We start from the raw sequence: 26,151 nt of genomic DNA on the forward strand, positions 1-26,151 counted from the left end.
TTCAGTTGTTACTATAGAACAGCACAAGACCGAAGAACCTTGACGAACTGGGGCAGTGCGCTGACTACCCCAATCTTGATTCTCGTGGAGCGTCAACGTTGTCAACAAGGATGTCACATCAGATCCGTCTTGAAGATGACGTATACGAACGCATCAAAGCGAACAAACGTGATGATGAGTCATTCAGCGACGCCGTGGATCGTCTTATCGGTGGGCGGTCACTCCGCGATCTCCGCACTGTCTTCGACGAAGACCAGGTGAGCGAGATGCGCGACGCGATAGCGGCCGCTGATCAGGCAGACCGCGATGAAGTACGGGAGGTCGCAGAGCGCTTCGAATGATCGTTGATACGAGCTTCGTTCTGGATGTCATCGACGACGTCGAACCCGCTGTCCAGAAAGAACAGGAGCTCGAAGCCGAGAGCATCCCGCTGGTGATCCCCTCGATGACCGTATTGGAGCTCTACATCGGCGTCGGGAAGGTGGCGAACACCCTCGAAGAACGTCAAAAGGTAGAAGCCGTACTCGATTCCTATCCAGTAGTGGATATGACTCCGAGCATCTCTCGCCGCGCTGGGCGACTGCTCGGTGAGCGAATGGCCGATGCGGCCAAAGGAAAGGGGCCTGGTATCGGGAAAGGAGATGCAGCAGTCGCAGCAACTGCTCTGGAACGTGATGAGCCTGTTCTCGCTGGTGACGGACACTTCGGGAACATCCCCGGAGTCACCCACGAAACGTACCGGTAAGGAAGTGTCACAACGTACATCGTCCTTCTTCCATCCATAACCATACTGGTCTAACGTAGTGAAGTCAACCCTGTGTGCTTATGTGATCCACCATCTTACATCTAGATGACGTGTCCGACATCTCCGCGCACTCCAAAGCCGACCGGGAGGAAAACCCCTTGGAGCGGCAGCGAGAGTTGATGGAGTTACTGTCGCAGGAAACCCGCCACAGCATCATTCAGGTTCTCTTGGGGCACCCAGAGGCTCTCGCGTCAGCGGGTGAAATCAATCATTTCATTCCGAGCAAATCGAAAAAGACCGTGGAAGAGCAGCTGGGCGTGCTCGTCGAAGCGGGCATCCTCGAAATCTACGAGTACCCACCAAACAAGGAGAAGCGTGGCCTGCCGTGGAAATTCTACGGTTTCACCGAATATAGTGTCGGTATCCTCGTGGACTTCAACTATCTCGAGGGCGTCCCAATGGCGCGAGCCGTGCACCAGAAAACGCGAACGCCCGAGAAAATTGAGCGGCACGAAACGGCCCCTCGACCACCCCTCCCAGAATCAGTCCGGACGGCGTTTCGGCTTGATGAAAAAGCGGAGTAACTGGTTCCGGGCGTACAGGAGCGGGTCGCCGGAGATAGTTGTCGTCGCCGGGCTGGCCGCGCTCGGACTTCGGTCGCAGTCGAGTTTGGGGAAATTGCTCGAGACTCGAGTCGGACGAGGGATTGTGGCGGCGTTCGAATCGCCGGAGCGGGTTGAAAACGAGTCCCAGCAGGATGAGGAAGATACTGGGCGAACCTCTGGGAACATCCGAGAACAGGGCTAAGTAATTCTATCTGGATGTATTACGTATGCCGAGTAATACCAACGGAGCCGGTGAGGAGCGAATCGTCTCCGTCACCGAAAAGGGGCAGGCGACGATTCCGAAGCGGCTTCGAGAGAAACACGGGATCCCGGTGCCCGGACGGGTGAAGTTCGTCGAGAACGAGGCCGGTGAGATCGTCGTCCGGCCGGTCGGCTCGATGCGGGAGTTCCGCGGCCTCGAGCGAGACGGCGAGGAGGAGCTCCCGGCGACAGCCGTCCTTCGCGACGAGCGGGAGCGAGATACGCGGCGATCCGAAGCAGTAGTCGAGAAGTTCGACGACGAGGACGCGGGATGACCGAGCGGATCGTTTTCTACATCGGCTCCTGAGCCGGCTTTCATCCGGACGACGTTCGGCGGAGTCTCGAGCGGTTCCGCGACGAACTGGCCTGTTCGGTCGCCGTGGACAGCCGTCGTCTTCGGGCGAGTCATCGAATCCGTCTCACTAACAGACTGCCGAGCGACTGCTCGAGGGGACACCAGCAGCTACCCGACCCACTACCTACCCGCTTCGCGAGGATTTCCACGTTCAGTTTTGAGAGGGAAGATCTCTCTCGAGGGTGGTTGCTTACGTCCCGTCCACGGTCACCCGAGGACGTCAGCCGTCTCCGGGGGCTGCTCTGCGGCCTGGGTTGTTTCGCCGGGGATCGCCGCATCGTCGGGCACGATTAGTCGGCGCTCGGTGTACTCGAGCCCGTTCTTTCGCTCGGTTCGCTTGCGGACTGCGAGTCGGTGCTTCGAGAGGTCGAGTACTGCGTCGATCGTGCGGGAGACCAACTTCTTCGCGTAGCTCTCGCTGGTCCCCGGCTCCTGGCGTCGGATCCAGTGTTTGAGGTCGCTCGCCTTGAGGTACTCCCGGACGCCCTTGCAGCCCGCGTTCCAGGGATCGTCACCGACGCTCGAGTCGGTCCGTGCGCTCCACAGCTTCGCGGCTAATCTCGTCGGGAGCGCGTTCGTGGTCGACCGGAGCATGTCGTCGTCCACGCGCGCGAGTTGCTGGATCGGGAGCAGGTCGCCGTAGGCCAGCGAGACGTCGCTTCGGTCGAGGGGATCGGTGTGTTCGGGGAGTCTGAAATAGGTTCGGCCGTCGTCCTTCGTGATCCGCTCGAGGCGATCGCCCCGGACGTCGAGTTCGTGTTCGTCGACGGTGTCGGCCCGGAGGTGGGCTCCCTTCTCGAGTTCGCGCGCCTGGAGCTCGCGCAGGCGCGTCTTGTTGGTGTTCGCTTTCTTCAGGGCCGCTTTGGTTTGCTTGGTTGTGGTTGTGGCGTTGGTCTGGAGGTCCTCGAGTGTCGTTTGATGGTCCTCGAGTTGGGTGTCAGTTTGCTCGAGGTGGTGGGTGTGGTTCTCGAGGCGTTTATGCTGGTCGTCAAGGCGTTCGTCGTGGTCCTCGAGACGGTGGGTGTGATCGTCGAGGCATTCGTCGTGATCGTCGAGGCGTGACTCAAGCGTCGCGATCCGCTCGTCCTTTCGTCGGAGTTCGGCCTCGAGTTGCTCGATACGGTCGGTGAGGGCGGCGAGCTGGGACTCGAGCGACTCAGTCATCGTTCTCACCGTCGGTCTCCTCGGTGTCGGGCCGGTCTTCGGATGCCCGTTCCTGATCGTCGTGCTGGTCGTGGTCGAATTTTTTCGGCGGCGGTCCGGAGAACGTCGTCACGCCACGGCCCGCATTGGTGTCGGTCTCGTCCGGATGATAATGGATCGCCGCTTCGGGTCCGAGCAGGAGCAAGCCGATCTGGCTCGCTTCCGCCCTGATCTCCCGGCACCGTCGACGGGCTTGGTGGCGCGTCTCGTCCGGTACTCGTTCGCCTTCTATTTCGGCTCGATGGAGGCGCGCGTGTAGTGATCGGGTGAGCGTGTCGAGGGCCTCGAGATAGGTTTCGATCGGTTGAGTAGGGTCCTCGAGTCGTGCTGGCGATGCATCCTGTCGGTCGGGGCTTTCATTACCCCGCGAATCGTCGTTCGACATGGCTTCCGTAGTGTGGTTACGGGAGCTTCTCGCGGACTGGTGCCGCTAACACCGGTCCGTCATTCTGCGACTCAGTGATTGGAAGAGCCACATATTGCTTCCGTGCGAGAGACAAAGTACTCCTCTGACATAAATCTTGACTACATATGGCGTTCTAAAGAGACCCCAAATAACGAATTATCTCTCGAAGATGGTACTGATTTTTCTGTTCTGATGGAGGTCTATCGTGAATAGATGGTCGAACGGGTCCCGTGGATGGCTCCTGTTGACTACGAGATTCTGCTCTTTTTCGACGAGCATCCTATCCAAGTGTCTCCAAAGGTAGTTGCAGCGAATATCGACTACGATCGCCAGTATGTGGGCAAGCGATGCGGGACACTCGCTGATGCAGGACTGCTGGAATCCGTTGGAACTGGCCTCTATGCGCTTACGGAAACTGGGCACGCGTATCTCGAGGGTGAGCTAGATGTGAGCGAACTCGAGATGGAAGAATAGCATTAAATTAAAATGCTGGACTCAGGTGCTTTGAGTGTTCTTAGGAAACCTCAATGGCTTGTGCGGAGTAATCCGTGGTATTCCTTTTTATGGTCGTAATTCAGTTACACATCAGACCATTAGCTGTGAGTCGCGTAGATCGGTTTTTAACGTCGCATATTGTTTGAAGGAGAGTACTAGTCAAGTGGTGCTAAGCATCCGGTAATAGAGTTCTACGACCGCATCAGACCACCGAGGTTATTACACTCTGCCAAATTACTACCTAATCAGTCACCGTATGTCCTCATCTGAATCCGATTCCGTCTCTCGGCGCGAAAAAATAGATGCCCTCCTCGACGTTGCTCGCTTCAATCCGAAGTTCACAGCGTTGATTGTCGTGCTGGGGCTTGCTGCGGCAGTACTCGAGGGTATCGGACTGAGCTTTATTTTGCCAGTCATCGAGATCGTACAGTTGGATGACCCAACAGCTGAGGCTGACGGGCTTTTGGGTGCATTCGTAACGGCCTACGCGACTCTTGGTGTTCCGTTCACACTTGGATACGTTGTCGTCGGTGTGGCCGTCGTGATGACCGTCCGCTACACGACTAGTTTTGTGGTCGCATGGTTCCGTGAGGCTCTGCGAACCTACTACATTCGTGACCTTCAACTTCGGGCCTATGATAACGCGCTTGACGCGCGTGTTGAATACTTTGACGAGGAGGGATCTGACGACATTCTCAATGCCATCGTTACACAGACCACCTACGCAGGGCGAGTTATCCAACGAGTTGTCCAATTACTTGAGTCGCTATTTCTCTCGCTCGTCTATCTATTAATCGCGCTAGTCATCTCGCCATTATTGACACTCTTTGCAGTAGGTGTTCTCGGATTTTTAACGGTCTTCCTTCGGCGAATCGTTGAACCGGGCTACGAGGTTGGCGATATTGTTGCTGACGCCAACGAACGACGGCAAGAAGCTGCACAGGCGGGCACCCAGGGCATCCGTGACGTCCGTATTTTCGGACTTGCCAGTGAGCTTCGACAGGATTTTGTCAATGCAGTTGACCGATTTACTAGTGCACGAATCACGCTTCGACGTAACGAAGCTGCGATCAATAACTTCTATAATCTCGGCGTCGCTGTTTCCGTATTCGTACTCATTTATCTTGCGCTGACGTTCGCTAATCTCTCGATCGGTGCACTTGGTGTGTTCCTCTTTGCGATGTTCCAACTCGGGCCGAAAGTGAGCCAAGTGAATAAGTTACTTTACAATGTTGAAAATGATCTTCCACACCTCGTTCGTACACAGGAATTTATTAAGGAACTTGAGGCTCGAGAAGAGCCGAACAACCCGACTCGCGATGTTCCACAGGCTGTCGACCATCTTGAGTTCGCCGACGTTCATTTCTCGTATGATCAAGAAGAAGAGGTTTTGTCCGGGATCAATTTTGAGGTTGACAAAGGCGAGTTCGTCGCCTTCGTCGGCCAATCGGGTGCCGGTAAATCGACGATCATCTCAGTGCTTGCACGGCTATACGAACTCGACGGTGGTGAAATTCGTGCAAATAACGTTCCGATCGACGAAATGGATATTCACGATTGGCGCGAACGAATTGCCATCGTCCGGCAGAATCCGTTCATCTTCAACGACACATTGGAGTATAACCTCACAATCGGAAATCGCGATGTAACGCGTGCCGAACTAGAACGTGCCTGTGAGATTTCGAAGATCGACGAGTTCTTCGACGAATTGCCGAACGGGTACGAAACGATGCTCGGCGACGATGGTGTCCGACTATCAGGTGGACAGAAACAACGTGTCGCGCTCGCGCGGGCGTTACTACAGGACGCGGATCTATTAGTGCTGGACGAAGCAACGAGTGACTTGGACTCGAACCTTGAACAGGAAGTACAAGCGGCGATCGAGGAGATGGACCGCGACTACGCGATGATCGCTATTGCGCATCGACTGTCTACAGTCGAAAACGCAGATCGAATCTACACAGTCGATAACGGTGAGATCATCGAGACTGGAACCCACAATGAATTGATCAACAACGATGGACAGTACTCCGACCTGTATGCTATCCAGTCTCGTGGATAATGCGTCTCTGGCTTTTGATCAAGTTAATATCAACACCTCACAAATCATCCTCAGCTAACTGGAGCTGAAGCGTGATTTGCTGAGGAACCGAAGGCAGATTCGTGCATCGAGGGGACCATCCCATCTCTCGTCGTAGTCACAGTCGAAGATAGCTATTTTGAGAGAGATTCGCCCAGTGACCTCTTCCGTGGGGGAAGTGAGGAAAACCTAAATGACAATCACGGAACGATATGAGTTAGCTACTTAGTGGGACGTCATAGTTGCCTCACACCTGATTGAACGATAACCTATATCAACCAAAGGGACAAGATTGGAATTATGCCTAAAGGTGATAATTGGAGTGCCCTAGCAAAAAAAGGGCTGAAGAAACCACACCGGATACCCCCGTTTGTTCTGCGGCAAATGTTCCCAAAAAAGTTCCAGAAGTGGAAAAGCCAAGAAGGAGTGGTGACGTGGGATTCATTCAGTTGGGGTGATGGCTCTAACCCTGCACAAATTAGCGCCATTAATTACCATATGGTCCAAGCATTGCGGAAGGATCTGGAAGGACACAATTTCGAGACTGCCGTCGAAATAGGATGCGGGTATGGACGGGTAACCCCATGGTTATCTGACTATGCATCTACTGTGATCGGTATTGAGCCAAACGAAGAAATGGCACAATATATAGAGAAATATCACCCCAATATAAAATATATTCAATCAAAAGCGCAAGATATGCCATTGGATGATGATAGTGTTGGCTTGATTTTTACGCGCTCTGTATTACAACATATACCCCCAAATGATATACAGAGTGTTTGCAATGAAGTATCTCGTGTGACTTCATCTAATTCTCGTTTGTTGCTCTGCGAGGCGACCTCAGGAGAGGGGGATAATCAAAGTTTCTGGCCTCGTCCCAAAAGCACCTATAAAGAACTATTCTCAGATTTCGAACTAACACAGAGTTGGAAAAGAGACGCTCCTGCAAAAACGCGGGAACACACTCGTGAAAGGATGACGTTCATCTGCAAACAGTCCTGATAGCTATCGATTTCCCATTCGCCAGGGAGTTCATCACGCATCAATTTTTATTTCATTTGGTTTATCAATTAACCCTGGAAGTCTGTCGTCTATGGTGGTGGCTGAGCAACTGAAGAATCAATCTGTTTTCTTCACGTGATATTTAGTATCACTGATTGGTTATCCAAATTATAAACAGATATTGGCAATTGTTTAATACTGATTGGGACTTTCTACGATAGTGCTTGAATGTTTTTGTTCAGTTCCTCGAATCGTGTCCTTTGTATGAGTAACTAGGTTTAAATTCGATGACCGCATGGTGGTTGACTGATGCAAGTACCAGACAATCCTATTCGAAAGGCTATTAATAACCCTAAGAAGGTTCCAAAATTCATCTTTGATGACATTATGCTCAAAACAATATCTGAAATCCACTCCTCACTCATTTCATCACAATATCCACAGCAAGAAGATTTGTTGGGTAAGCTTCGATCTGAAGATAATTACTGCCTTATTGTACTAGATGCATGTAGATTTGATTATCTTCAGAGTAGCTTTCACCAGTATTTTCAAGGAGAATGTATGCCAACGTGGGCTGCTTCGCTGAATACATTCCAATATCTACAAAATCTCTGGAAAGGGACATATGATTTTCCATATATAACTGCTGCTGCGCCCGTGACAAGCCAGAAATTTAATTTTCAAGATGGTGAAAAAGTGGATGGTCTTGCGGGCGATGGTGCTGAACTGAGTAAACGATATAATGGATACATACCAAATGAACACTTCAATCAACTTGTTGAAGTATGGCGTGAAGCTTGGGACGAAGATTTAGGTGTGTGTCCACCAGAACCTGTTACAGAGCGGGCAATTGATATTGCTCCCGAGACAGATCAAATGGTAGTTCACTACTTCCAACCCCATGGTCCGTTTATTGGCTCTAAACAACTTACAGGTCAAATTGAAGAATATGATACTAACATAAAAGGAGGAGCAGTCGAAAAAGGCATTTGGTCCGCCGCTAAATCTGGAGATTTGAACAAATCAGATCTACGGAAAATGTACCAAGCTAATCTGGATCGAGTACTCCCTGCCGTTGGGGAATTAGTGCAACGAACCGATTTTGACAAGTATATTGTTATTGGAGATCACGGTGAAGCTCTCGGAGAATATAATAGATATTACCATTCTATAGAACATCCAAAAGTTCGGCTCGTCCCATGGGCACAGATCGATGGGGTTCAGGAGAACATACCGGAAATGTGGGAATATGAGGCTGAAGCTCAGTCCATTGATAAGGATACTGTTTCTAGACTTCAGGAGCTAGGTTATATTGAATAACTCCTCACGTTGCTGCTTTACTATGCTTTAATGCGTGAAGCCACAATCAACATCCAAGGGGCATCTTATCCCTGGCTATGGCAATAATGGACAAAGACATAATAAAACTAACTAATCAAAACTCAAATCGGAGAGAGTTTATGGTGTCAGGGATCGTGCTCATATTATTAGTTGGTGTGTTTGCCCCCGCCAGTGCATTGTTAACTGGAATCACAGACCAATTGTCATTTTTATTTATCGGTCTGGCAGGATTTATCTGGCTATTATTTATTCTGTATCGAGGGTGCTTAGCAGCGGGATTTGCATCATCAGTACCAGCTCTCGTTTCATTTAATATTGGTATTCCGTTATCACCTTGGATTGGTCCTACTAGAGTTGAATTGTTACTGGTCGATTTCGGTTTGGTTTTGGTAGCCGCGTTGTCAATTTTATTATGGCATATAGAATCCAAAAGTCATATATTGTATTTGATCCTGCCAATATTTTTGTTTGCAGTTTGGTCATTTATTTCTGGCATCGTAGCAGTATTACAAGGTTATCCCCCCACAGGCATTATATTTGGTATTAACCAATTCCGATATGTGTTAATAGCGATCGCTACTATTGGAATCTCATTATCATTTGGTCATAAACCAATCATGATCACACTATTTACATCCATTTCAATCCATTCTATTAATGCTATTATGCAATCATTGATTGGTCGTCCATGGGGTCTGCCTTATTACGGAGACAGTGGCATGAGTGTAGCTAATACAGAGATTGGTTTCGGCTTGCTCCAATTTACTACAGGATTATTTCCTGGCGGATTCGTAGGTAGTTCACGGTCGTTACTTGCCATGTTATTAATTGTGTTTGTACCTGCAATTTATTACCTATCTAAAGGAGGATTTCAAGCAGTTCCTGCTCTGGTTTGCATAATATCAACCCCACTTGTAGTGATAGCTAGCCGATCGCAGAATGGTTTGGCAGTATTTATAATATCGTGTGTCATAATAGTGACTGTGCTATTACTCATAAGATGTAATAAATTTATATCTTTGGCCACCATATTAGCGGGGACTATTATTGGCTTTTTCTTATTATGGGCATTTATTTGGAGAATTTTGTCACTTGATCTCACTTCGACCTCTGCGATCCGGTACCGGCAGTATATTATTGCTATTGAAACCGGATTTTCTCACCCAGGGTTCGGAATTGGTGGGATGAACTTTAATTGGTACACAGATTTAGGCCTTAGAGAGGGATATGAAGATGTTGAAGAAATCTATGGGGTACATAATACGTTTTTAGCTTACTTTGCTGAATTGGGACTTCCTGGGCTGTTACTATATATTATATCCATATTTGTCCCATACTATTATTGTATCAAAAAATTCGCTTCTACCCATTCATTGTTAGCAGGTTTATTCGCTATTGGGATGTTAAATTTCCATATATTTTCCAACCTTGCATGGGTGTATCATAGAGAAGTTGTGATAATGACGTTTTGGCTAGTAGTGACGGTTGCCAGCACTAGCTGTTTAGATATGAATAATATTAAGCGAAGGTCGAAATTCACCTTCGAGGAGTAATTCACATGATACTCGTGGATTTTTAGTTTGTGGCATGGTTCCAGACGGCATTGTTCAGATCAGGTGGTTCCAGCAATATGCATAGCTCTGCAACCATGTTTCAGCAGGTGCTGGCTCGACGTTTCTGAAACAGTTCCCAAACCGGGAGGTGCGTCGTTTTATTTCTTTGAAGAGACATTCGACGGTGTTCCGACTTCCATATTTCTCGTATCGAAATCGGAGGCCGAACTGGTGGAGTGCAGCTTTGATCCACGGTGCTGAATTGACGAGAAACACAGCATTATCGAAATCATGTTTCTCAGTGAACCCCGAAAAACCATTCTGTCAGCGCGGTCGTAGTCGTCGAATACAGCCGTACATGGAGTATATTGTTCGTTCGGGATCAACAGAAGTGTACAGCCAATAGCGATAGTTATCAAGTTGAATTACTATCTTGCCAAGCGTAACGTGATTCGGTTCCTAGTCAACTGCTGACTGTAGATCGCATTTATAAACCAAATCGTGAACTGCCTTGCAACTACGTTTGACACCAACTTCTCTAATTCTCGAATGGTATTCGAAACCGAGAGACCGGAAAGATGGAGTCAAGTACCGAGCTCCATCAGTTGAGGCGGGTTCCATTCTTACTCAACAAAACTCAAATCATCCAGTCGCTACACCCGCTGAGACGGTCGGTTTTGGCATGATCGCCATAAAATCGTGTCTCCTCACTTTTCACGTTTAACGAAACACCACCATCAGAATGGGAACAAGTTTATATTAGCCTCGTTCAGAATGTGTTACCTATGAAGATAAATCATTGCCGTGAAATAGTAGAACACATACTCACACACTTTGTTTCGAATGAGTTAGCATTCAAAGTGTCTGACTTGATGCGAAGTCGTGATATTGATCGATACGATACTCCTCTTTCCCCATTCAAACGCTATTATATTCCGCCATCCAAAATCAAACGAAATACAGGCCGTAAGTATCCGCCTTGGAAAAACCGCAAAAGCTTATTGGGACAGGTTCAAGATGGTATCTGGGATCAACGCCCCCCAACACCAGATGGATACCCCATTAAATTCAATGAAAGATCTCAATTCATATGCTCTAAGTTGCACTTTGAGGACGGAGTACCGTTAACAGATATTGATCAGTACAAAGAACAAATCGGTGATTTCAACTCCGAACTCATAAGGGAAGATATTCGTAGGATAGGTGAATTGATTCAAAGTATTAGAAATCACGGATATAAAACACAAGACGAATTGGGAGAATTTCCAAATAACAAACTAAAGCGCTATACTAACGAAATTGCAGTTGATATTGCTCGAGACGGCGAATTTCTTTTTGTAGATGGTAGCCACCGACTTACAGCAGCAAAGATTCTGGATCTCGATGCTGTCCCTGTTGTGGTGCTTGTTCGCCATGAGCAATGGATGAAAACAATTGAGGAATTGATTGAAAGTGATAGAATTAGAGAGTTACCTTCAAATCATCCAGACGTACGATTTTCCAAACTAGACTGAGTGTATGGCTATAAAACAATAAATTTTTACCAATCGACGACAACATTCCTGCATGAAGATAGCAGTTTTAGTTAATAGCTTTCCAAAAATATCAGAGACATTTATTTTAGATCAAATTATAGAAATGATTGAACGAGGGCACCATGTAGAAATCTTTGCCCGAAATAAAACTGATGAGGAGGTAGTACACGAGGAAATTCAAGAATATAATTTGCTTTCAAATACCCATTACCCAAACATACCTCAGAACAAAATTCGGCGAATACTGTCCGCTGGAAAGACTTTCGCTGTCAACTTTCCTTACCGGCCTCGGAGAGTAATCGAATCGCTTCGAATTGGGAAATATGGGCGTGATGCTCTTTCATTACGGATGCTACACTACTCCCAATCATTTAAAGAAAATGATTTTGATGTACTATATTGTCATTTCGGCCCAAATGGTAATCTTGGTTCTCTTCTCAAACAAACTGGAACAAATGCACGAGTGATAACTGTGTTCCATGGGTATGGGATACGTCTAGGAATCGAAAATGGTCCTGGTATGTATGATGAGGCATTTAAACACAGTGACCTACTGTTAGCAAACTCAAAGTCCACTATTGATAAGTTAATAAAAATGGGCGCTGATCCGGATAGTATTATATTCCACTCTATTGGAGTAAATATTAATGAATTTTATCCTAGAAAAGATGGTGTAAACGGCAATGATACCGATAAGGTGATCGTAACAACCGTGGCAAGGTTAGCAGAAATAAAAGGCCATGAATATGCGATTCAAGCGATCTCCGAGATCATCGATAGAAACATCGATCCAGAAATTGAATACCGAATTGTTGGCGGGGGGCCAAAACGAAGTGAGCTCGAGCAATTGGTTTGTGAACTCAATATCGAAAATTCAGTTCTCTTTACTGGACAGGTGGATCGATCTACTGTCCAAAGTCATCTTAAAGAAACAGATTTGTTTTTACTATCAAGTCTCGATGAAGGTCTTGGAATAGTTCTACTTGAAGCACAAGCTTCTGGTATTCCAGTTATTGCAACTAACGTTGGTGGTATTCCAGATGCGGTTAATCAGAATGAGTCAGCTATACTTGTTCCGCCAAAGAAACCAATGTTATTGGCAGATGAACTGGAGTTTCTATGCAACAATCCTGATCAGTGGATCGATATGGGAAATAAAGGAAGAGAATATATTAAAAATAATTTTAATTCTAATGATTTGAATGACAAATTGGAAAGGGTTTTGAAAGGAAATACTAGACAATAATATATACTACAGAGCCCAGTATAGTTAAGTTATTTCATGAGAAGTACTATCTGTGAAACACGCCTGAGGCCATAATCGCGATCGGAGTTTGCTATTCTTGGTCTTGTTTAGACGCCTGAATTCAGGCATGTGAGCGGTCGAGCGCTAGTTCGATGTTTCTGATGGCACATTTCAGGACGAGTTCGCGGAACTGTCCAAACCAAGTTCGTGCACGGACGATCTCGCCGTATTTGCGCCGCAGCGCGAAAAACGTCGATTCGACGGTCGAGCGCTGATGATACGTTTCATCATCGAGCAACACATTGTTCGCGACGCCCGTCCAGCCGAATTCGCGGTGCTTGATCACCGGTGTAACGCCTTCAGCACGGAGTTTGTGGCGAAACAGCCACCAGTCGTAGCCTTTGTCGGCAGTTAGTTTGGTCACTCTGTCTAGATTTCGTTGCAGGACCTGCCAACCGATCTGTGTGTCGTGCGGTTGTTTCATCGAGCAATGTATATCTAGAATCGCACTGGTTTTGCAGTCGATCAAAACGGTCGTTTTCACGGCTTTGAACGTGTAGTTCGTCTTGTTCGCGTAGTGCTGGCTCGCCGCGACGCGATCCATGCCGGTTGCGTCGATTGCCTGAATCTCACCGATGTCATGCAGCTCCGCCGACAACCGCAGTAAGACGCGCCAGATCGGCATCTGCAGCTGTTGCATGCGAGCGCACACGGTGGAAAAATCGGGCAGTTCGGACACTTCTAGACCAAGTTTAGCGACGATACCGTGCATCTCGTGAAGGACGTCTAAGAGACGGCGGTACGGGTGATCAAGATACTCGCGGAGGCCGTGAATCGCAACGATCACCCAGTCTGCGTAGCCGCCGTTACCTTTCTGAACGGCCGGTTCTGGCGCACCAGCGACGACTTTTTGGGCAAGCGAGACAACGCGGCTAGTGAAGCGGGCTAGTTTGCTGGACACAAACACACCGTCCCGCTTCACTTCCTAGTAAGTTAGACATTTAGAACGAGCTACTAGGCAGACGATACTATCCGCAGACTGCTTCAGCCGGAGAGGTTCTAGCGTCTAAACACGGCCCTATTCTTATTAATTACTATTCCATACCATCTAATTTGATTGTTAAATTAGGCGACCATGTCAATTCATACATTCTTGCAGCGAGGGTTCTAGGATCACATGTATTTTTTTCCATTAACATTGTGTTTTGATCATAGTGATCACTAAGTTGCTTTTCAATTAAGTTAGATTTCAATGTGTCTGGCTCGTTTCCACAGATATGCCAAAAATATGCTATTTCAAATCCCGAGGGGTTATATGGGTAACCATATTTGTTACTGTCTATGGATTCTATATAATCATTTGACTTAGAAAATTCAAAAATGCTTTCAAATGTGGAACATTCCCAAAATGGGTTATTTGGCCGGTTGTTTTTCAGAATTGCCAATGCTAAAAGGTTAAAAGAATGATATCCAATCGACTTATATATGAGATCCGATTTACTGATATCACCGAATGTTAATTGATAGAGTTGGCTACGCCCAATATAGGTCCTCAAAAACGATTTTATTGCCCTAACATCTCCTTTTATCATCCCATAAGAAATATTTTTTAATGGCGTGTGTATATGATGCTGTATTAGTCCACTCTCAAAGATTCGTAGATTCTCATTAATTTTTTTCAGAAATATACTTATTTGACGAGAAACTTCGCATGAGTCAGTTTTCTTTTCTAGCAAACTGCCTGCCATTGCAAACCATAGCTGATGGTTGAACGTCATATCTAGTCCTAGGTTTTCCCCATTAATTTCAGTCCTTCCCCATAAGCCAAAATTGTGATTGAAGGGGTGTGATGTGAACACATTTTCAGCTACCTCAAGCAATTCTTTGTCTTTCAATACATTATGTGATCTGCACAACGCCTCAATTGACCATGCCTGCCCAATTAGTCCATTGCATGAATCTTTGCCGGACGAGATCCTGTGATAGAAGGTTTTTCCAGACGGACGACACTTGTCTTGAAGAAGATAGGCTGTTGCATCTTCAACCGACTTTTTAAATACATTATTTCCAGTTATTTCATAAGCTCTTGCGAACGTAATAGCCCAGTGCGATGTGTTGCGAACAGGCGTCTCTTGGTCATTATATGGTCCATTGTGGCCCGGAGGCATACTTCCATCAGATTGCTGTAATTTAGTACCCTTGTTTGCTGTTTCTACAATAAAATCTTCAACTCTTTTCATTTCGATTTGTTCCTTCGTATAGATTGCCTATAGCGGTAACGGTTTTTAGCACCCAGCCAATTAACCACACTGGTAGAAAGTTCCATGTTCGAACATCATTTTTTCTCATTTTTTTGAAAATTCTGATTGGGTTTGGGGGGAATAACAATCTAAGAATCGATTTAGACTGCGAGGATTGTGATATGCCCCGCCCTACTCTAAACTGCTTTTTCACCAATGGCAAAAATGATCTAGTTGGATGAAATACAATTGCATTAGAAGAGTATGATAGCTTGAATCCGGATTCAGTAGCCTTTTTAGTCCAACCAACATCCCCACCGGATATTAATTCATGTGGAAATAAACCAATTTTTTTGAATACTTCCCTTTTAGAAAACAGGTTAGCGGTTTTAGCGACATTTCTCGTTTCAATATTCTCCTTGTTTTGCATATTAGAGATAGAATCTAGTATTTCTGAATTTGATGGTGATTTGGAGAGCTCAAACTTAACCGCACCACCGACTAGGTCCGCGGGTTGATTCAATAGTTTATGTACTCCACGTGCAATCCACTGATCAATTGGCTTGCAGTCTGAATCCGTCATTGCAATAATTTCGTTGTTGGAATGTTTAATCCCCTTATTTCTGGCCGCGTACGATCCTTGGATATTGGTTTCATACAATAACTCTACATCAAACTCTTTTGCCACATCAGGAGTATGGTCTGTGGATTTATTATCTACAACTATTATATTTAGTTTTTCTTTTGGATAAGTTTGAGATTCTAAACACTCTAAGCATGTTCTTAAACCGGTTGGGTCATTATAGACTGGTACAACAATAGATACCGTAGGAAGTGTTTTGTTAGATTGAATCATCACTTATTGTCTATGGTAGCCTATTAGTGGCTATCCTATAACATAATACTTATTCATCTCTTTGAACAATCCCAATAGAAACATGAGAGATTATTATTCGAACCGAATGAGTTGGATGAGGTAGAGGAGTATGGATTCCAATAGAGAACTTCCTTTAGTCTCAGTAATCATACCGGTCTATAACGATCCAAAGGGTATCCAAAATTGCCTTAGCGCTCTTGAGGAACAAACATATCCTGATTCATTATTTGATGTGATTGTTATAGATAATGGATCAACAGATGAAACAAGAGACATTGTAAAAGAATTTTCTGTTAAGCTTCTTGTTGAAAATTCTATTCAAGGATCGTATGCGGCCAGAAATAAGGGAATTGAGCACGCTAAAGGTGAAATTCTCGCTTTTACCGATGCCGACTGTACTCCTATACCTGAATGGATTGAAGCGGGTGTTTCAACAATTATTAAAGACGGAACTGACCTAGTAGCTGGTCGCGTACAGTTTGAGTTTACAGAAAAAAAAACTGCTGCAGAGAAATACGATGCATTTGTGAGTATGCGTAATGATAGAGCAACCCTTAAGGGAACCGGAACTACAGCAAATTTGTTTGCATATAATACTCTCATTGATGAGATCGGGCTGTTCCCAGAACAGCTTCAATCAGGTGGTGACATTTACTGGACAAGAACTGCAACAAATTCTGGGTTTGAAATTACATATTCTTCTAATGCAATAGTAAAGCATCCATCAAGGAATTTAGTTCAATTTCTAAAAAAGATGTACCGCGTTGGAAAAGGTGGGGCACAACTGTGGCAATTAGACAATCAACCGATTGGATCGAAAATTATTTTAGGAATGATTGGGGCCCCATTTAAACTGGCTCGACTCATATATAGAGTCATATACCATAATAAGACGGATGACAAGTCAACGAATGCCACACCTCCGGACCGTAATGTAGATATGACTATCGGGTTCCATATTGTTGCAATCTTATCAATTATCGCCCTGGGAATTGGACGAATTATCGGAATGGTCGGATTAGCATCCTATTGTATGAAAAAATAACACGTTCACACATCATATCCAACCCATTACCTTGGAAATTGTTATAGCATGAGATTGTTATATTTTGAGTTGAGCCTAAATGTTAGTTAGCAAGATTAATACGCGTCACGAACCCCTTGAAGGATAAAGAATGTCAGCTAAACGCTTGGATGATTTAGAGATAGATACTGATACAATCTCGACCGAGTTCACTCATCTTGACCATATGTATTCGGGACGGTTCTCTAAATATTACTATCGTCGCTTTGATCAAGCACTAGAAGCAGCTCAATCGGCTAAAGACGAAACCGTGTTAGAGATCGGAGGTGGCACGGGTGTATTTCTCCTCTCCCTTTCTGAGATCTATTCAGATGTTCATTTTACAGACATCTCACGCGAACACCCGCCATTCTCAACTGCGAGAAGGTTGCTCAATTTAGCAGGCACTACTGACGATAACGTGAAATATGCCGTGGCAGATGCCACGACACTCCCATACCAATCGAATACGTTCGACTCCGTGTTCGTTCTAGACGTTCTCGAGCACATACCGGATGAACGAAACGCAATTTCGGAAATCGCACGTGTAACCGCCAAAGGGGGCAGAGCAATCGTCTCTGCGCCGATAGAAGTCGGTCTTCCGATCATGGTTCGAGAGGGATATCGACTAATAGACGGAAATCGTCGCCACACAGAATCACTACGAGAGTTGTTGAGCGCAGCTGTAGGTCGTCCGTCGTTGGAGACTAATGATCAACATCGGGGATATGATTATCGGCAAACGATGAAGTGGCTCAAAGAGGATTTCGAGAAGGTCTCTGTTGAATACTGTCCGTGGCCGGCGTTGGGAAGCCAATTTAATCCAACTGCGATCATAACCGCTGAATTTTGATTTGAATTCTTCAACACGATAACTCGCTACTCATCCGTCCGGCTAGAGGTTTCCCACACGACGATATTCTTTCGTTGTAAGAAGTTCAGTAACCCATGGAGCATACCGTAGTTCGCCTGAAGGAAGTAGAAGGGAACGTGTGCGATTAGCGGACTGTCGATCTCGAGTCGATCTGCAACCCAACCAACTCCGGCGAGAAGATAGAACGATATCTGTCCGGCCAGCAGCACCTGATACACTACGGAACTCGTGACAGCCACTAGCCCGACGTTCGCAACGAGAACCACTCCCAGAAGCACCGGAGACAACCAGCGCAGGATCTTATGCGACCACAGCTGGTACGCGAATCGGGGATCTCGAATTGGATTGAGTAGATCGGGAAAGCCCGCGATACTGTTCCAGCACCGAGTCACGATACGGATCCGTCGCTGGAGTTCCTCCGATGTGGAGCTACTGGTCTCCTCCCACGCGACCGCACTGGGTACGTACTTGACTCGCTCTCCGTTCCGGATAATCGAGAGGGGTTCGGTGAAATCGCTGATCGTGCCGGGCGGCTGTGGCACGTACGACTCGGACTTCACCGCATAGATCGAGCCGTTCCCGGTGACGAGGGAGTAAAACCGGGACTCGAGCCGTTTGATCCACGACTCGTACTGCCAGTAGAATGACTCTCCTTCGACGTCACTCGACTCCCGGTAACGCAACTCTCCCACGACGCAGCCGACCTGGGAAGAGAACCCGCGGACGAGGTTGGTTATCGCGTCGGACTCGTACATACTGTTCGCGTCCGAGAAGACGATGATATCCTCATCGACGAGATCCACGACGCGGTTTTGACACTCCGTCTTTCCGACTCTACCCTCAATCCGAACGAGTGAGACGCCTTGATTCTCGTACTGTTTTACGATCTCGTCGGTCCGATCGTCGGAGGCGTCGGAAAAGACCACGATGTTGAGTAACTCGTCGGGATACGCTAACTCAAGGCTGTTTTCGATTTTCTCGGCGATAACGTCCTCCTCGTTGTATGCCGCGATAATTAACGCGACACTCTTCAGGTCGCCTCTCTCTTCGGACTCGTCGTCACCACTAAATAGCGCCCAGAGTTTGAGCGTCAGAGGATACATGAAATACGTGTGGACCAATCCTAACCCGGCCCCGAAAAACAGGACGAGAAACACGATCTCCCAGAGCATAGCTTAGATTATACACCTCTCTCGAAGCGCACACCGGAATATCTGCTGTACGATTTTGGGGGCCACATATATCTCCATCCTTTCGACCGAACGCCAATAAGATGTTGATCTACCACTGATTTGAGGCGGAATACCGTTCTATTCGATAGCTGTTCGCGACGGCCATACAGGTGAGAATTAGCACGAACCTCGATCGAACCGCAAAGTCGACTGACTCCCCGTCTCGTCTCCCTCACTGGCGAAGAATCTCATGGACATCCTCGAGCACCCCCCAAACCTGCCGAATAACGATCTTCAGATCGAACCACGGCGACTGCTTTCGAATGTACTCCAAGTCATACCGCAACTTCGCCTCCGGATTCGTACTCTTCGCCCCGTTCACCTGCGCCAACCCGGTCAAACCAGGCTTCACGAACCACCGTTTGCGCCACGCCGGCGCGTCCTCCTCGAGCAACACCTCCTCTTCCGTCCACGCCGCGCGCGGCCCGACGACGCTCATGTCGCCGACGAAGATCGACCACAGCTGGGGCAGTTCGTCGAGGTGCGTCCGGCGCAACACCCGCCCGACGGCGGTAATCCGATCGTTCTCGCCGTCCGAAGACGGCACCGCGGACTCGCCCTCGGGGACCATCGTCCGGAACTTGTAGACGGGGAACGTGTCACCGAAGCCGGCCGTGCGGTCCTGGCTGTACAGCGCGGGGCCGGGACTGTCCAGTTTGATCGCGAGGGCGATCACAATGAACAGCGGCGCGAACCCGACCAACCCGACGGCCCCAAACGTGACGTCGAACAGCCGCTTGAACAGGTGGTCCAGCGGATCCCACGGCTCGAGGTCCACGTCGACGATCCCCTCCACGTCGTCCTCGGCGACGAGCACGGCGTCCGCGTACTCCCGGTGGATCTTCACGTCGATCCCGTGTTTGTGACAGACGTCGAGCGCGCCGAAGAACTCCGCCCGGTCGGGCTGATGAAACGCCAGCACGACCGTGTCGACGTCGTACTGCAATAAGACAGTCTCGAGCCGCGATAACCCACCCAGACGATCCAGCGCGCCGACATCGACCTCAGCGCCGCCCTCACCCGCCTCAGCACCGGCCGTGATCCCACCGTCGGCCACGGTCCGCACGGAGAGGGAGTCGGCACTAGTACCAACGACGGACGGATACAGATACCCAAGTACCGGCACGTCGATCGCCGGGGTGATCCGCTCCATCTGCTCGAGATCGTCGCCCACCACGAGCGTCCGTCCGGGATCGTCGGCCGGGCTGCGGTGGATCCAGACGAACCACGCGGGGATCGCGACCACGAGCGCCCCGATGGTCATCACGAGCGTCGCCCGCGGCAGTCGGTGCGACCACTTGAAGTATCCCAGTGTCGCGAGCGCGAGCCCGCCGACGATCACCCGCCGCTGGGCGAAAAACACCGTATCCAGCACTCGCCGCGGCTGGGGTTTGTACAGCGGCACGAGACTCCCCCCGATCGCCAACGCACTCAGGAGGACTGCCCAGTACAGCGACTCGCCGGTCAGGACCGTGACCTCGAGTCGGTTGAACAGCGGCACGTGCGTAGTAAACAGGGCCTGAGAGAGCTGGTGGTTCGCGACGAGCACCGCGCCGACGGTCAGCAGTATGACGCCCACGACGCTCACCGTGCGATACCGCCATCCCGTGAACATTCATTACCTGACACGACCGGGGGTTACATAGTGCATTTCATGATATTTCGTGTACATCTGTTCTCGGAACGTTAGGTGTACGGATGAGAACATAGTCATACTGGGCACGATATAGCAATCGCTGACACGAATTTCCGCTCGAGAATCCGCGGAAATCACCGTCGAGAAACGCGACCGCCGCGCCGGTCGTCGGGACCTCGAAAACGAGTAGCGACCACGTCGATCGATCCAAACGGCCACCAACCAGGGCGTCTCGGTACGATCACTGCACCTCAACCGCCTCCCCGTTCTCGACCGCCTCCGCCGGAACCTCGACCGTCTCGTCGCCCACCACGTACTCGCCCGTGTAGGGGACCGTCACCTCGAGCGAGCCGTCCTCGCCCGCGGTCACCTCGCGCTCGTACGAAATCGTCTCTCCGGAGACCTCGACCTCGGTCGCGACGATCACCGTTTCGCCGGGCGACGCAGTCGACGTGATCGTCGCCCCGGGGACGATGGCGAAGGCCGTCGCGTCCTCGCCGACGTAGATCGCCTGGTAGTGCGCAAGCGGCTCGCCGCCGCCTCCACCCGCCCCGAGATCGTCGTGGAGCTGTGCCTGCGTGCTCGCCTCCGGATACTCCTCGTCGATGTCGGTCGTCACGACGTAGCCGACATCGTTCTCCGCGAACTCCTCGTACCAGCCGTCCGGATCGCCACCGGTCACGAACTCCTCAAAATTCGCCAACGCGTAGGCGTATCCCGCCGACTCCCCGTTGACGAAGTAGTTGTACATTCGGTTGTCACCCCACTCGCTCAGCACGAAGTTCGCCGGATACTCCCGGTCGACCGCCTCGGCGTGGTCGTCGATGACCGCCGTGGCCTCGAACTGCGCGTCGCTGTGAGTCGTGTCCGCGAGCATCGACGGCACGAAAAAGAGGCTCATCCCACACACCAACAGCACGATCCACACCAGCGTGACGAGCGTTTTGGCATCGCCCGGAACGACGAGACTCGGCCGGCGTTCGCCGCCGTCCGCAGCCGTGCCTCGAGCCTCCCCCGTTCCGCTCGCTACATCGCCCTCCCCGCGCTCGTGGAACGGCACCGGATCCCGCGCGAGCTTGGTCCAGGACAACAGCCAGACGAGCCCCATCCCGCCGAGCACCGACAGCGGGATCGCCAACTGCGCCGCAAAGCGACCCTGGATCGCCGCCAGCGTGACCCAGAAGACGACGTAGACGGCGAGCAACAGCCACCCCGGTTCGTAGCGACGGACGGCGACCCAGCAGGCCCACGCCAACACCAGAATCGCGAGGTAGAAGCCGAGGCCGAACTGCGACAGCGGTCCGAGGACGACCGCGTTCTCGAAGGCGAATATCGACGTCGTCTCCGCGGCTTCGACCCTGAAGAACAGGTCGCCCGCGCGTTCCGATATCCGCGTCCACTCCTCGGGACGAAGGGAGTGAAACGCGCCGAGACCCACGCCGGCGAGTAGCACCTGAACCCCGACGAGCCCCCCGACGTGCCACTCGAGGCGTCGCCACAGCTCTCCCAGACAGGCGACGGCCACGACCCCCGCGAGGACGAGCAGCGGGACGACCGCGGTGAACCGGTCGTGCCAGCCCAGTCCGAAGTGGAGAACCGCGCCGAGTACTGCTCCGAGGACTAGCCCGACGAAGATCGGCGCGGTCGTCGCCGCGGGCGAGAGCCCGGCGCGAGCGTCGACGGCGACCTTCAGCCCGACGTACGCCGCGACGGGGACGAGCATCAGGATCGAGCCGCCCCAGGCGAACATCGACAGCGTGACCGCGATCCCGAACACGGCGGCGGCGAGCCACGTCCACGGACTCCGCAGGTGGCCGCCGACCGCCGTCTGCGGCGTCGACTCGAGCGCCCGCTGCCGGAGGTCGACGGCCAGCCAGGCGAGCGTCAGCAGCGTCACGCCCAAATAAAAATACTGGTGGGCCCGGTGCTCGAGGAAGCCGACCTGCGTGTAGACCGCGTGGGCCGGCGTGAGCGCGAGGATGATGACCGACGCGAGTCCGATGCGAACGTCGTCGCTGACGACGACGGCGAGCCAGTAGACGACGATACCGAGGAGCACCGTCCCGACGACGGGCAGCCACGCGGCGACCATGTCCGCCGCCCACTGGTCGCCCCCGAGCAACTCGGCGAAAAACCAGTGCGTCGAGTGCGTCAGCGGCCGTCGTTCGGCCACCCCCTCGGGCAGGTTCGCGACGATACTCGCGTCCGTAATCCCCGACGTCTCCGCGAGCAGCCCTTCCGTCCAGTACCGGTAGTAGTACGGATCGTTCGCGGGCGAGACGACCTCGTCGCCGCGAAACACCGATCCGTAGGTCCACAGTCGCGTGACCAACAGCAGACCCAGCACCCCGAGGAGCCCCACGGCGGCGCGCGGGTCGAGCGCGATCGGACTCGAGAACCCCGACGCCGAACCCGACCGATCCACAGAAACCGCCCTGCCCTCGAGTCCCGCCCGCACGCCCTCGCGATTCGAGACCCGGTACTCCCCGTCGGACTTCGTCACGATGTCGCGCGAGACGAGTTCGCCGAACGTCCCCGAGTCGAGCGGCAGGTCGTCGAAGGTCCAGCCGTCGTGGTCGGCGTCGACCGCGAGGACGGTCTCGAGCGCCTGCGCTCCGTCGTCGCGCTCCTCGCGGAAGGTCGCTGCGGCGTCGGCCACTGCGGCGGGATCCGGCTCGTCGGGCATTACGCCGATCCCTCCATGTGTACCCTGATAAAGACTGGGCGCGTACGGCGTTCGAACCGACCGATAATCGAACGATACCGATCTCGTTCCTCCTCACCGCACCGAGCACGCCTCATCGGAGACTCTCAAGTACGCGTCTCGAGCCCGCTCAGTCGGTCGTCGACTGCGACGCCTGCTCGGTCTCCGTCCCCGGTTCCGTGAGCCGGCCCGATTCGTCCCGGAGTCGCTCCTCGGCGCGCTCTCGATCCTCGGGGTAGCCGACGTCGACGCGCCAGCCTTCCATGCGAATCGCGTCGATGGTGCGGCCGGACTGGATCAGCAGGTCGACCGCGTCCGAAAGTTCGTACTCCCCGCGGTCGGAGGGCTGGACGAGGTGACAGGCGTGGAAGATCGCCGGCGTGAACGTGTAGAACCCGGTCATCACGAGATTCGACGGCGGCTCCTCGGGCTTCTCGACGACCTCGACGATCTCGCCGTACTCGTTCGTGTCGAGCACGCCGTACCGGGAGGCCTCCTCGTAGGGCACCTGTTCGACCAGAAACGCCGCGTCGGCCCGATCCTCCTGCTGTCGGTTCCTGACGTCCGCGAGGTTCCCCCGGAAGACGTTGTCCCCGAGCATGAGCATGAAGTCGTCGTCGATGAGCGATTCGACCTGCAAAATCGCGTGGGCGAGCCCCAGCTGTTCGCGCTGGTGGGCGTACGTGATCGGCACGCCCCTGTACTCGTCGCCGTACCGATTGATGATCTTCTCTTTCAGGTAGCCGACGACCACGATCAGTTCGTCCGCGCCGGCCTCGAGCAGATTGTCGAACACGTCTTCGATGATCGGCCGGCCGTCGACCTCGACGAGGGATTTCGGTTTGTCCTCCGTCAACGGTCGAAGTCGAGTTCCCTTTCCTGCCGATAAGACAACAGCTTGCATGTGCGACCCACAGTCCGAAGATCGGTAAATAGCTATCCCCTGAACTCGTCGGTTGGGCACGAAAACCGCCGAGAGAGATGCCTACGGGCCACTTAGCTGTTGCTCGAGAGAGCCCACACCTTCGCTCGTAGAGACGATGATCCCGTCTCACGTCCGGCTCACGCTCGCGGTCAGTTGATACGCGTCGCCGTGATCGGCCGATCCGCCGCTCGAGTGATCGCGCAGCGCTAGGAAGGTACCGACTAGTGGTTCGGTGTACTAGTAGCCAGGAGTTGCTAGTGGTTCGCGTCTACTAGTGGTGAACCGAATTGACTAGTGGCTTGCGTCTACTGGTGACGGATCGACGCTCGCCGAAAACAACCGCGAGCGGTCCCACGGATCAACTGGGAGTCACGACCGATGTCACGTCTGCGCAGAGTCGGTCGCTGCCATCTCCTTCAGGAGCCGCAACTCTTCGTCCTCGGAAATGTTGTCCGCGGAGAGACACGCGTGGACGACCTTGTGTGCGAGTTCGGGATCCGACAGGGCACCCGGTTCCGACGCGGAGTCGTCCTCGAGTCGCCGTTCCAGCGACTCGAGTCGCTCCGTCACCGCCTCGAGTTGCTCGGTGAGTTCGCTGACCGACTCGCCGCCGGGAACACTCGACGTGCCAGCGTCTAATCCCGCGGCCTCCGACGACGCCGCTCGAGCGAACGCGTGGGATTCGTCGCCGCTATCGCCCTGTGACTCCGGGTCCGGCCCACGACCGGGATCGGGATCCCGTCTACCGTTGCTCTCGGCGCCGGGTTCGGTCCGCTCAACGCCGCTCGCGTCTGGAGGCTGAGCTCGAGCGGCCCCACTCGCGTCTGCAGGCTGGGCTCGGTCGACGGAACCTCCGTCCGCAGGTTCGGCTCGCTCGGCGGCACTCCCGTTTTCAGACGGGGGTCGTTCGTTCGCAGACGGACTTCGTTCGACCGGCGTTTCGTCGCCGGGAGTCAGTCGTTCGACGTCGCTCGTCGCGCTCGAGTCGATCCCGGACGGCTCCTCGAGGTCGGTCCGTTCGTCGTCGCTTCCGGACCCGTCGATCGCCGTTCGCTCCGCGCCGGAATCCGACTCGGGTTCCGGACCGTCCCGTGCGGTCTCCTCGACGGCGTCGTCTTCGAACCAGTCGCCGTCGTCGAACAGTACCTCGACGAACTCGTGGCGGTCGGCCCAGTGGAACTCGTCGATCGCGTTCACGCGCTGACTGATCGTCGCGCTACTGACGCCGAGGGTCTCCGCGAGCGCCGCCTGCGTCGCGTCCGGTCGTCTGTAGATCTCCGCGAGCGTCTCGCGTTGTTTCTCCGTCACATCGTCCGGTTCCAGCGACAGTTCGAGATCCGTATCGGATCGGCTATCGTGTTCGGTCATGGCTGACTCCGCGTCGTCTGATTCGGGTGGGTCGCGTGCTGTAGCCGACGACTCGGGCGTCCGCGTCTCCTGTCGCTCGTCGGCCTCGGCGTCGCTACTCGAGTCGTCGCCGACGTTCTCGGATTCGCCCGGGGATTCCCCGGGATCGCCGTACTCCTCGAGAACCTGGTCGACGATGGCGACGGTGGCACCGCTGACGTCGTCCGCGATCGCCTCCATCGATGCCGACGGCCGCGACTCTGCGACATCGAGGATCTTCTTGTGAATGACTGCTCGTGGGACCCTCGTACTCCGCTCACCTGTTTCCCCAGTTGATAGTGGTGAATGACTCATTTGCAACCTTTCCGAAGCGACGGTTCAGGCCAACAGTCCTCGACCCGGCCGATATAATTTTTTCAGCGA

The 26,151-nt window shown here is 51.7% G+C and carries 24 protein-coding genes and 1 pseudogene; 14 read left to right on the forward strand and 11 right to left on the reverse strand.

Annotated features, from left to right (window positions below; translation table 11 throughout):
* The first annotated feature begins 110 nt into the window (after nt 1-110).
* The 5 genes from NATTI_RS0119290 to NATTI_RS0119310 all read left to right on the forward strand — a co-directional run bounded on the left by NATTI_RS0119290 (nt 111) and on the right by NATTI_RS0119310 (nt 1,886).
* Nucleotides 111-341 carry a DUF7557 family protein gene (locus NATTI_RS0119290; protein WP_006088222.1) on the forward strand — a complete coding sequence of 77 codons (231 nt, stop codon included), beginning with the start codon at nt 111-113 and terminating at the stop codon, nt 339-341.
* On the forward strand, nt 338-745 hold the full coding sequence (locus NATTI_RS0119295) for a PIN domain-containing protein (RefSeq protein ID WP_006088221.1): 408 nt from the start codon (nt 338-340) through the stop codon (nt 743-745). Before NATTI_RS0119290 ends, NATTI_RS0119295 begins: the two co-directional genes overlap by 4 nt.
* Before the next feature lie 110 nt (nt 746-855).
* The gene (locus NATTI_RS0119300) at nt 856-1,329 is read left to right on the forward strand and encodes a helix-turn-helix domain-containing protein (RefSeq protein WP_006088220.1); all 474 of its coding nucleotides are present in this window, start codon (nt 856-858) and stop codon (nt 1,327-1,329) included.
* Nucleotides 1,313-1,552 carry a hypothetical protein gene (locus NATTI_RS0119305; protein WP_006088219.1) on the forward strand — a complete coding sequence of 80 codons (240 nt, stop codon included), beginning with the start codon at nt 1,313-1,315 and terminating at the stop codon, nt 1,550-1,552. The genes NATTI_RS0119300 and NATTI_RS0119305 overlap by 17 nt, the downstream gene beginning before the upstream one ends.
* 25 nt (nt 1,553-1,577) lie before the next feature.
* The gene (locus NATTI_RS0119310) at nt 1,578-1,886 is read left to right on the forward strand and encodes an AbrB/MazE/SpoVT family DNA-binding domain-containing protein (protein ID WP_006088218.1); all 309 of its coding nucleotides are present in this window, start codon (nt 1,578-1,580) and stop codon (nt 1,884-1,886) included.
* A 287-nt stretch (nt 1,887-2,173) separates the two neighbouring features.
* On the opposite strand, the gene NATTI_RS0119315 is transcribed toward NATTI_RS0119310, so the two are convergent.
* Nucleotides 2,174-3,130 carry a hypothetical protein gene (locus tag NATTI_RS0119315; protein WP_006088217.1) on the reverse strand — a complete coding sequence of 319 codons (957 nt, stop codon included), beginning with the start codon at nt 3,128-3,130 and terminating at the stop codon, nt 2,174-2,176.
* Entirely contained in the window at nt 3,123-3,554 is a 432-nt protein-coding gene (locus NATTI_RS0119320; RefSeq protein ID WP_006088216.1) for a hypothetical protein, read from the reverse strand. The genes NATTI_RS0119315 and NATTI_RS0119320 overlap by 8 nt, the downstream gene beginning before the upstream one ends.
* 234 nt (nt 3,555-3,788) lie before the next feature.
* Here NATTI_RS0119320 and NATTI_RS0119325 point away from each other — a divergent pair, with 234 nt between their 5' ends.
* From NATTI_RS0119325 to NATTI_RS26210, 5 genes are all read left to right on the forward strand, one after another.
* The gene (locus NATTI_RS0119325) at nt 3,789-4,049 is read left to right on the forward strand and encodes a MarR family transcriptional regulator (protein ID WP_019992052.1); all 261 of its coding nucleotides are present in this window, start codon (nt 3,789-3,791) and stop codon (nt 4,047-4,049) included.
* 277 nt (nt 4,050-4,326) lie between these two features.
* Nucleotides 4,327-6,132: an ABC transporter ATP-binding protein gene (locus NATTI_RS0119330; RefSeq protein WP_006088214.1), complete on the forward strand. Its 1,806-nt coding sequence runs from the start codon at nt 4,327-4,329 to the stop codon at nt 6,130-6,132.
* A gap of 318 nt (nt 6,133-6,450) precedes the next feature.
* Complete coding sequence (locus NATTI_RS25600; RefSeq protein WP_081603638.1) at nt 6,451-7,155, forward strand: class I SAM-dependent methyltransferase; 705 nt, start codon at nt 6,451-6,453, stop codon at nt 7,153-7,155.
* 309 nt (nt 7,156-7,464) lie between these two features.
* Nucleotides 7,465-8,475 (forward strand): hypothetical protein, encoded by a 1,011-nt coding sequence (locus NATTI_RS26205; RefSeq protein WP_152423924.1) that lies wholly within the window; start codon nt 7,465-7,467, stop codon nt 8,473-8,475.
* Nucleotides 8,476-8,561: 86 nt separating this feature from the next.
* A complete protein-coding gene (locus tag NATTI_RS26210) occupies nt 8,562-10,049 on the forward strand; it encodes an O-antigen ligase family protein (RefSeq protein WP_152423923.1) in 1,488 nt (495 codons plus the stop codon).
* Between the two features lie 54 nt (nt 10,050-10,103).
* Here NATTI_RS26210 and NATTI_RS25605 read toward each other — a convergent pair.
* Nucleotides 10,104-10,767: pseudogene (locus NATTI_RS25605) on the reverse strand (IS6 family transposase).
* 67 nt (nt 10,768-10,834) lie between these two features.
* Between NATTI_RS25605 and NATTI_RS25610 the strand changes: the two are divergent.
* Together NATTI_RS25610 and NATTI_RS25615 are read left to right on the forward strand one after the other, a co-directional pair.
* A complete protein-coding gene (locus NATTI_RS25610) occupies nt 10,835-11,563 on the forward strand; it encodes a ParB N-terminal domain-containing protein (RefSeq protein ID WP_081603637.1) in 729 nt (242 codons plus the stop codon).
* 52 nt (nt 11,564-11,615) lie between these two features.
* Nucleotides 11,616-12,830 (forward strand): glycosyltransferase, encoded by a 1,215-nt coding sequence (locus NATTI_RS25615; protein WP_006088212.1) that lies wholly within the window; start codon nt 11,616-11,618, stop codon nt 12,828-12,830.
* Between the two features lie 121 nt (nt 12,831-12,951).
* On the opposite strand, the gene NATTI_RS0119355 is transcribed toward NATTI_RS25615, so the two are convergent.
* From NATTI_RS0119355 to NATTI_RS25620, 3 genes are all read right to left on the reverse strand, one after another.
* Nucleotides 12,952-13,812 (reverse strand): IS5 family transposase, encoded by an 861-nt coding sequence (locus NATTI_RS0119355; RefSeq protein ID WP_006088211.1) that lies wholly within the window; start codon nt 13,810-13,812, stop codon nt 12,952-12,954.
* A gap of 112 nt (nt 13,813-13,924) precedes the next feature.
* The gene (locus NATTI_RS26215; protein ID WP_152423922.1) at nt 13,925-15,070 is read right to left on the reverse strand and encodes a hypothetical protein; all 1,146 of its coding nucleotides are present in this window, start codon (nt 15,068-15,070) and stop codon (nt 13,925-13,927) included.
* The gene (locus NATTI_RS25620) at nt 15,057-15,926 is read right to left on the reverse strand and encodes a glycosyltransferase (protein WP_006088210.1); all 870 of its coding nucleotides are present in this window, start codon (nt 15,924-15,926) and stop codon (nt 15,057-15,059) included. The genes NATTI_RS26215 and NATTI_RS25620 overlap by 14 nt, the downstream gene beginning before the upstream one ends.
* Nucleotides 15,927-16,056: 130 nt before the next feature.
* On the opposite strand from NATTI_RS25620, the gene NATTI_RS25625 reads away from it, so the two are divergent.
* A complete protein-coding gene (locus tag NATTI_RS25625) occupies nt 16,057-16,992 on the forward strand; it encodes a glycosyltransferase (RefSeq protein ID WP_006088209.1) in 936 nt (311 codons plus the stop codon).
* A 130-nt stretch (nt 16,993-17,122) separates the two neighbouring features.
* Complete coding sequence (locus tag NATTI_RS25630) at nt 17,123-17,863, forward strand: class I SAM-dependent methyltransferase (RefSeq protein ID WP_081603636.1); 741 nt, start codon at nt 17,123-17,125, stop codon at nt 17,861-17,863.
* A 26-nt stretch (nt 17,864-17,889) separates the two neighbouring features.
* Here the strand turns inward: NATTI_RS25630 and NATTI_RS0119360 are convergent, their stop codons facing one another.
* The 5 genes from NATTI_RS0119360 to NATTI_RS0119380 form a co-directional block, all read right to left on the reverse strand.
* Nucleotides 17,890-19,056, reverse strand: a complete 1,167-nt coding sequence (locus NATTI_RS0119360) for a glycosyltransferase family 2 protein (RefSeq protein WP_006088208.1) — start codon at nt 19,054-19,056, stop codon at nt 17,890-17,892.
* A 232-nt stretch (nt 19,057-19,288) separates the two neighbouring features.
* Nucleotides 19,289-20,731 (reverse strand): sugar transferase, encoded by a 1,443-nt coding sequence (locus NATTI_RS0119365; protein WP_006088207.1) that lies wholly within the window; start codon nt 20,729-20,731, stop codon nt 19,289-19,291.
* A gap of 262 nt (nt 20,732-20,993) precedes the next feature.
* Nucleotides 20,994-23,438, reverse strand: coding sequence for a hypothetical protein (locus NATTI_RS0119370; protein WP_006088206.1), 2,445 nt, complete (start codon nt 23,436-23,438; stop codon nt 20,994-20,996).
* A 148-nt stretch (nt 23,439-23,586) separates the two neighbouring features.
* Complete coding sequence (aglF, locus tag NATTI_RS0119375; protein WP_027119223.1) at nt 23,587-24,360, reverse strand: UTP--glucose-1-phosphate uridylyltransferase AglF; 774 nt, start codon at nt 24,358-24,360, stop codon at nt 23,587-23,589.
* Between the two features lie 402 nt (nt 24,361-24,762).
* Nucleotides 24,763-25,968, reverse strand: coding sequence for a winged helix-turn-helix domain-containing protein (locus NATTI_RS0119380; RefSeq protein ID WP_006088204.1), 1,206 nt, complete (start codon nt 25,966-25,968; stop codon nt 24,763-24,765).
* Nucleotides 25,969-26,151: the final 183 nt, after the last annotated feature.

Origin of the sequence: Natronorubrum tibetense GA33 (genome assembly GCF_000383975.1) — an archaeon.
GTDB lineage: Archaea > Halobacteriota > Halobacteria > Halobacteriales > Natrialbaceae > Natronorubrum > Natronorubrum tibetense.

What these genes read in the sequence shown, in the direction of transcription:
- NATTI_RS0119290 (WP_006088222.1), top strand. Translation starts at nt 111, where the DNA reads ATGTCACATCAGATCCGTCTTGAAGATGACGTATACGAACGCATCAAA.
- NATTI_RS0119295 (WP_006088221.1), top strand. Translation starts at nt 338, where the DNA reads ATGATCGTTGATACGAGCTTCGTTCTGGATGTCATCGACGACGTCGAA.
- NATTI_RS0119305 (WP_006088219.1), top strand. Translation starts at nt 1,313, where the DNA reads ATGAAAAAGCGGAGTAACTGGTTCCGGGCGTACAGGAGCGGGTCGCCG.
- NATTI_RS0119310 (WP_006088218.1), top strand. Translation starts at nt 1,578, where the DNA reads ATGCCGAGTAATACCAACGGAGCCGGTGAGGAGCGAATCGTCTCCGTC.
- NATTI_RS0119315 (WP_006088217.1), bottom strand. Translation starts at nt 3,130, where the DNA reads ATGACTGAGTCGCTCGAGTCCCAGCTCGCCGCCCTCACCGACCGTATC.
- NATTI_RS0119320 (WP_006088216.1), bottom strand. Translation starts at nt 3,554, where the DNA reads ATGTCGAACGACGATTCGCGGGGTAATGAAAGCCCCGACCGACAGGAT.
- NATTI_RS0119325 (WP_019992052.1), top strand. Translation starts at nt 3,789, where the DNA reads ATGGTCGAACGGGTCCCGTGGATGGCTCCTGTTGACTACGAGATTCTG.
- NATTI_RS0119330 (WP_006088214.1), top strand. Translation starts at nt 4,327, where the DNA reads ATGTCCTCATCTGAATCCGATTCCGTCTCTCGGCGCGAAAAAATAGAT.
- NATTI_RS25600 (WP_081603638.1), top strand. Translation starts at nt 6,451, where the DNA reads ATGCCTAAAGGTGATAATTGGAGTGCCCTAGCAAAAAAAGGGCTGAAG.
- NATTI_RS26205 (WP_152423924.1), top strand. Translation starts at nt 7,465, where the DNA reads ATGCAAGTACCAGACAATCCTATTCGAAAGGCTATTAATAACCCTAAG.
- NATTI_RS26210 (WP_152423923.1), top strand. Translation starts at nt 8,562, where the DNA reads ATGGACAAAGACATAATAAAACTAACTAATCAAAACTCAAATCGGAGA.
- NATTI_RS25610 (WP_081603637.1), top strand. Translation starts at nt 10,835, where the DNA reads ATGAAGATAAATCATTGCCGTGAAATAGTAGAACACATACTCACACAC.
- NATTI_RS25615 (WP_006088212.1), top strand. Translation starts at nt 11,616, where the DNA reads ATGAAGATAGCAGTTTTAGTTAATAGCTTTCCAAAAATATCAGAGACA.
- NATTI_RS26215 (WP_152423922.1), bottom strand. Translation starts at nt 15,070, where the DNA reads ATGAAAAGAGTTGAAGATTTTATTGTAGAAACAGCAAACAAGGGTACT.
- NATTI_RS25620 (WP_006088210.1), bottom strand. Translation starts at nt 15,926, where the DNA reads ATGATTCAATCTAACAAAACACTTCCTACGGTATCTATTGTTGTACCA.
- NATTI_RS25625 (WP_006088209.1), top strand. Translation starts at nt 16,057, where the DNA reads ATGGATTCCAATAGAGAACTTCCTTTAGTCTCAGTAATCATACCGGTC.
- NATTI_RS25630 (WP_081603636.1), top strand. Translation starts at nt 17,123, where the DNA reads ATGTCAGCTAAACGCTTGGATGATTTAGAGATAGATACTGATACAATC.
- NATTI_RS0119360 (WP_006088208.1), bottom strand. Translation starts at nt 19,056, where the DNA reads ATGCTCTGGGAGATCGTGTTTCTCGTCCTGTTTTTCGGGGCCGGGTTA.
- NATTI_RS0119365 (WP_006088207.1), bottom strand. Translation starts at nt 20,731, where the DNA reads ATGTTCACGGGATGGCGGTATCGCACGGTGAGCGTCGTGGGCGTCATA.
- NATTI_RS0119370 (WP_006088206.1), bottom strand. Translation starts at nt 23,438, where the DNA reads ATGCCCGACGAGCCGGATCCCGCCGCAGTGGCCGACGCCGCAGCGACC.
- aglF (WP_027119223.1), bottom strand. Translation starts at nt 24,360, where the DNA reads ATGCAAGCTGTTGTCTTATCGGCAGGAAAGGGAACTCGACTTCGACCG.
- NATTI_RS0119380 (WP_006088204.1), bottom strand. Translation starts at nt 25,968, where the DNA reads ATGGAGGCGATCGCGGACGACGTCAGCGGTGCCACCGTCGCCATCGTC.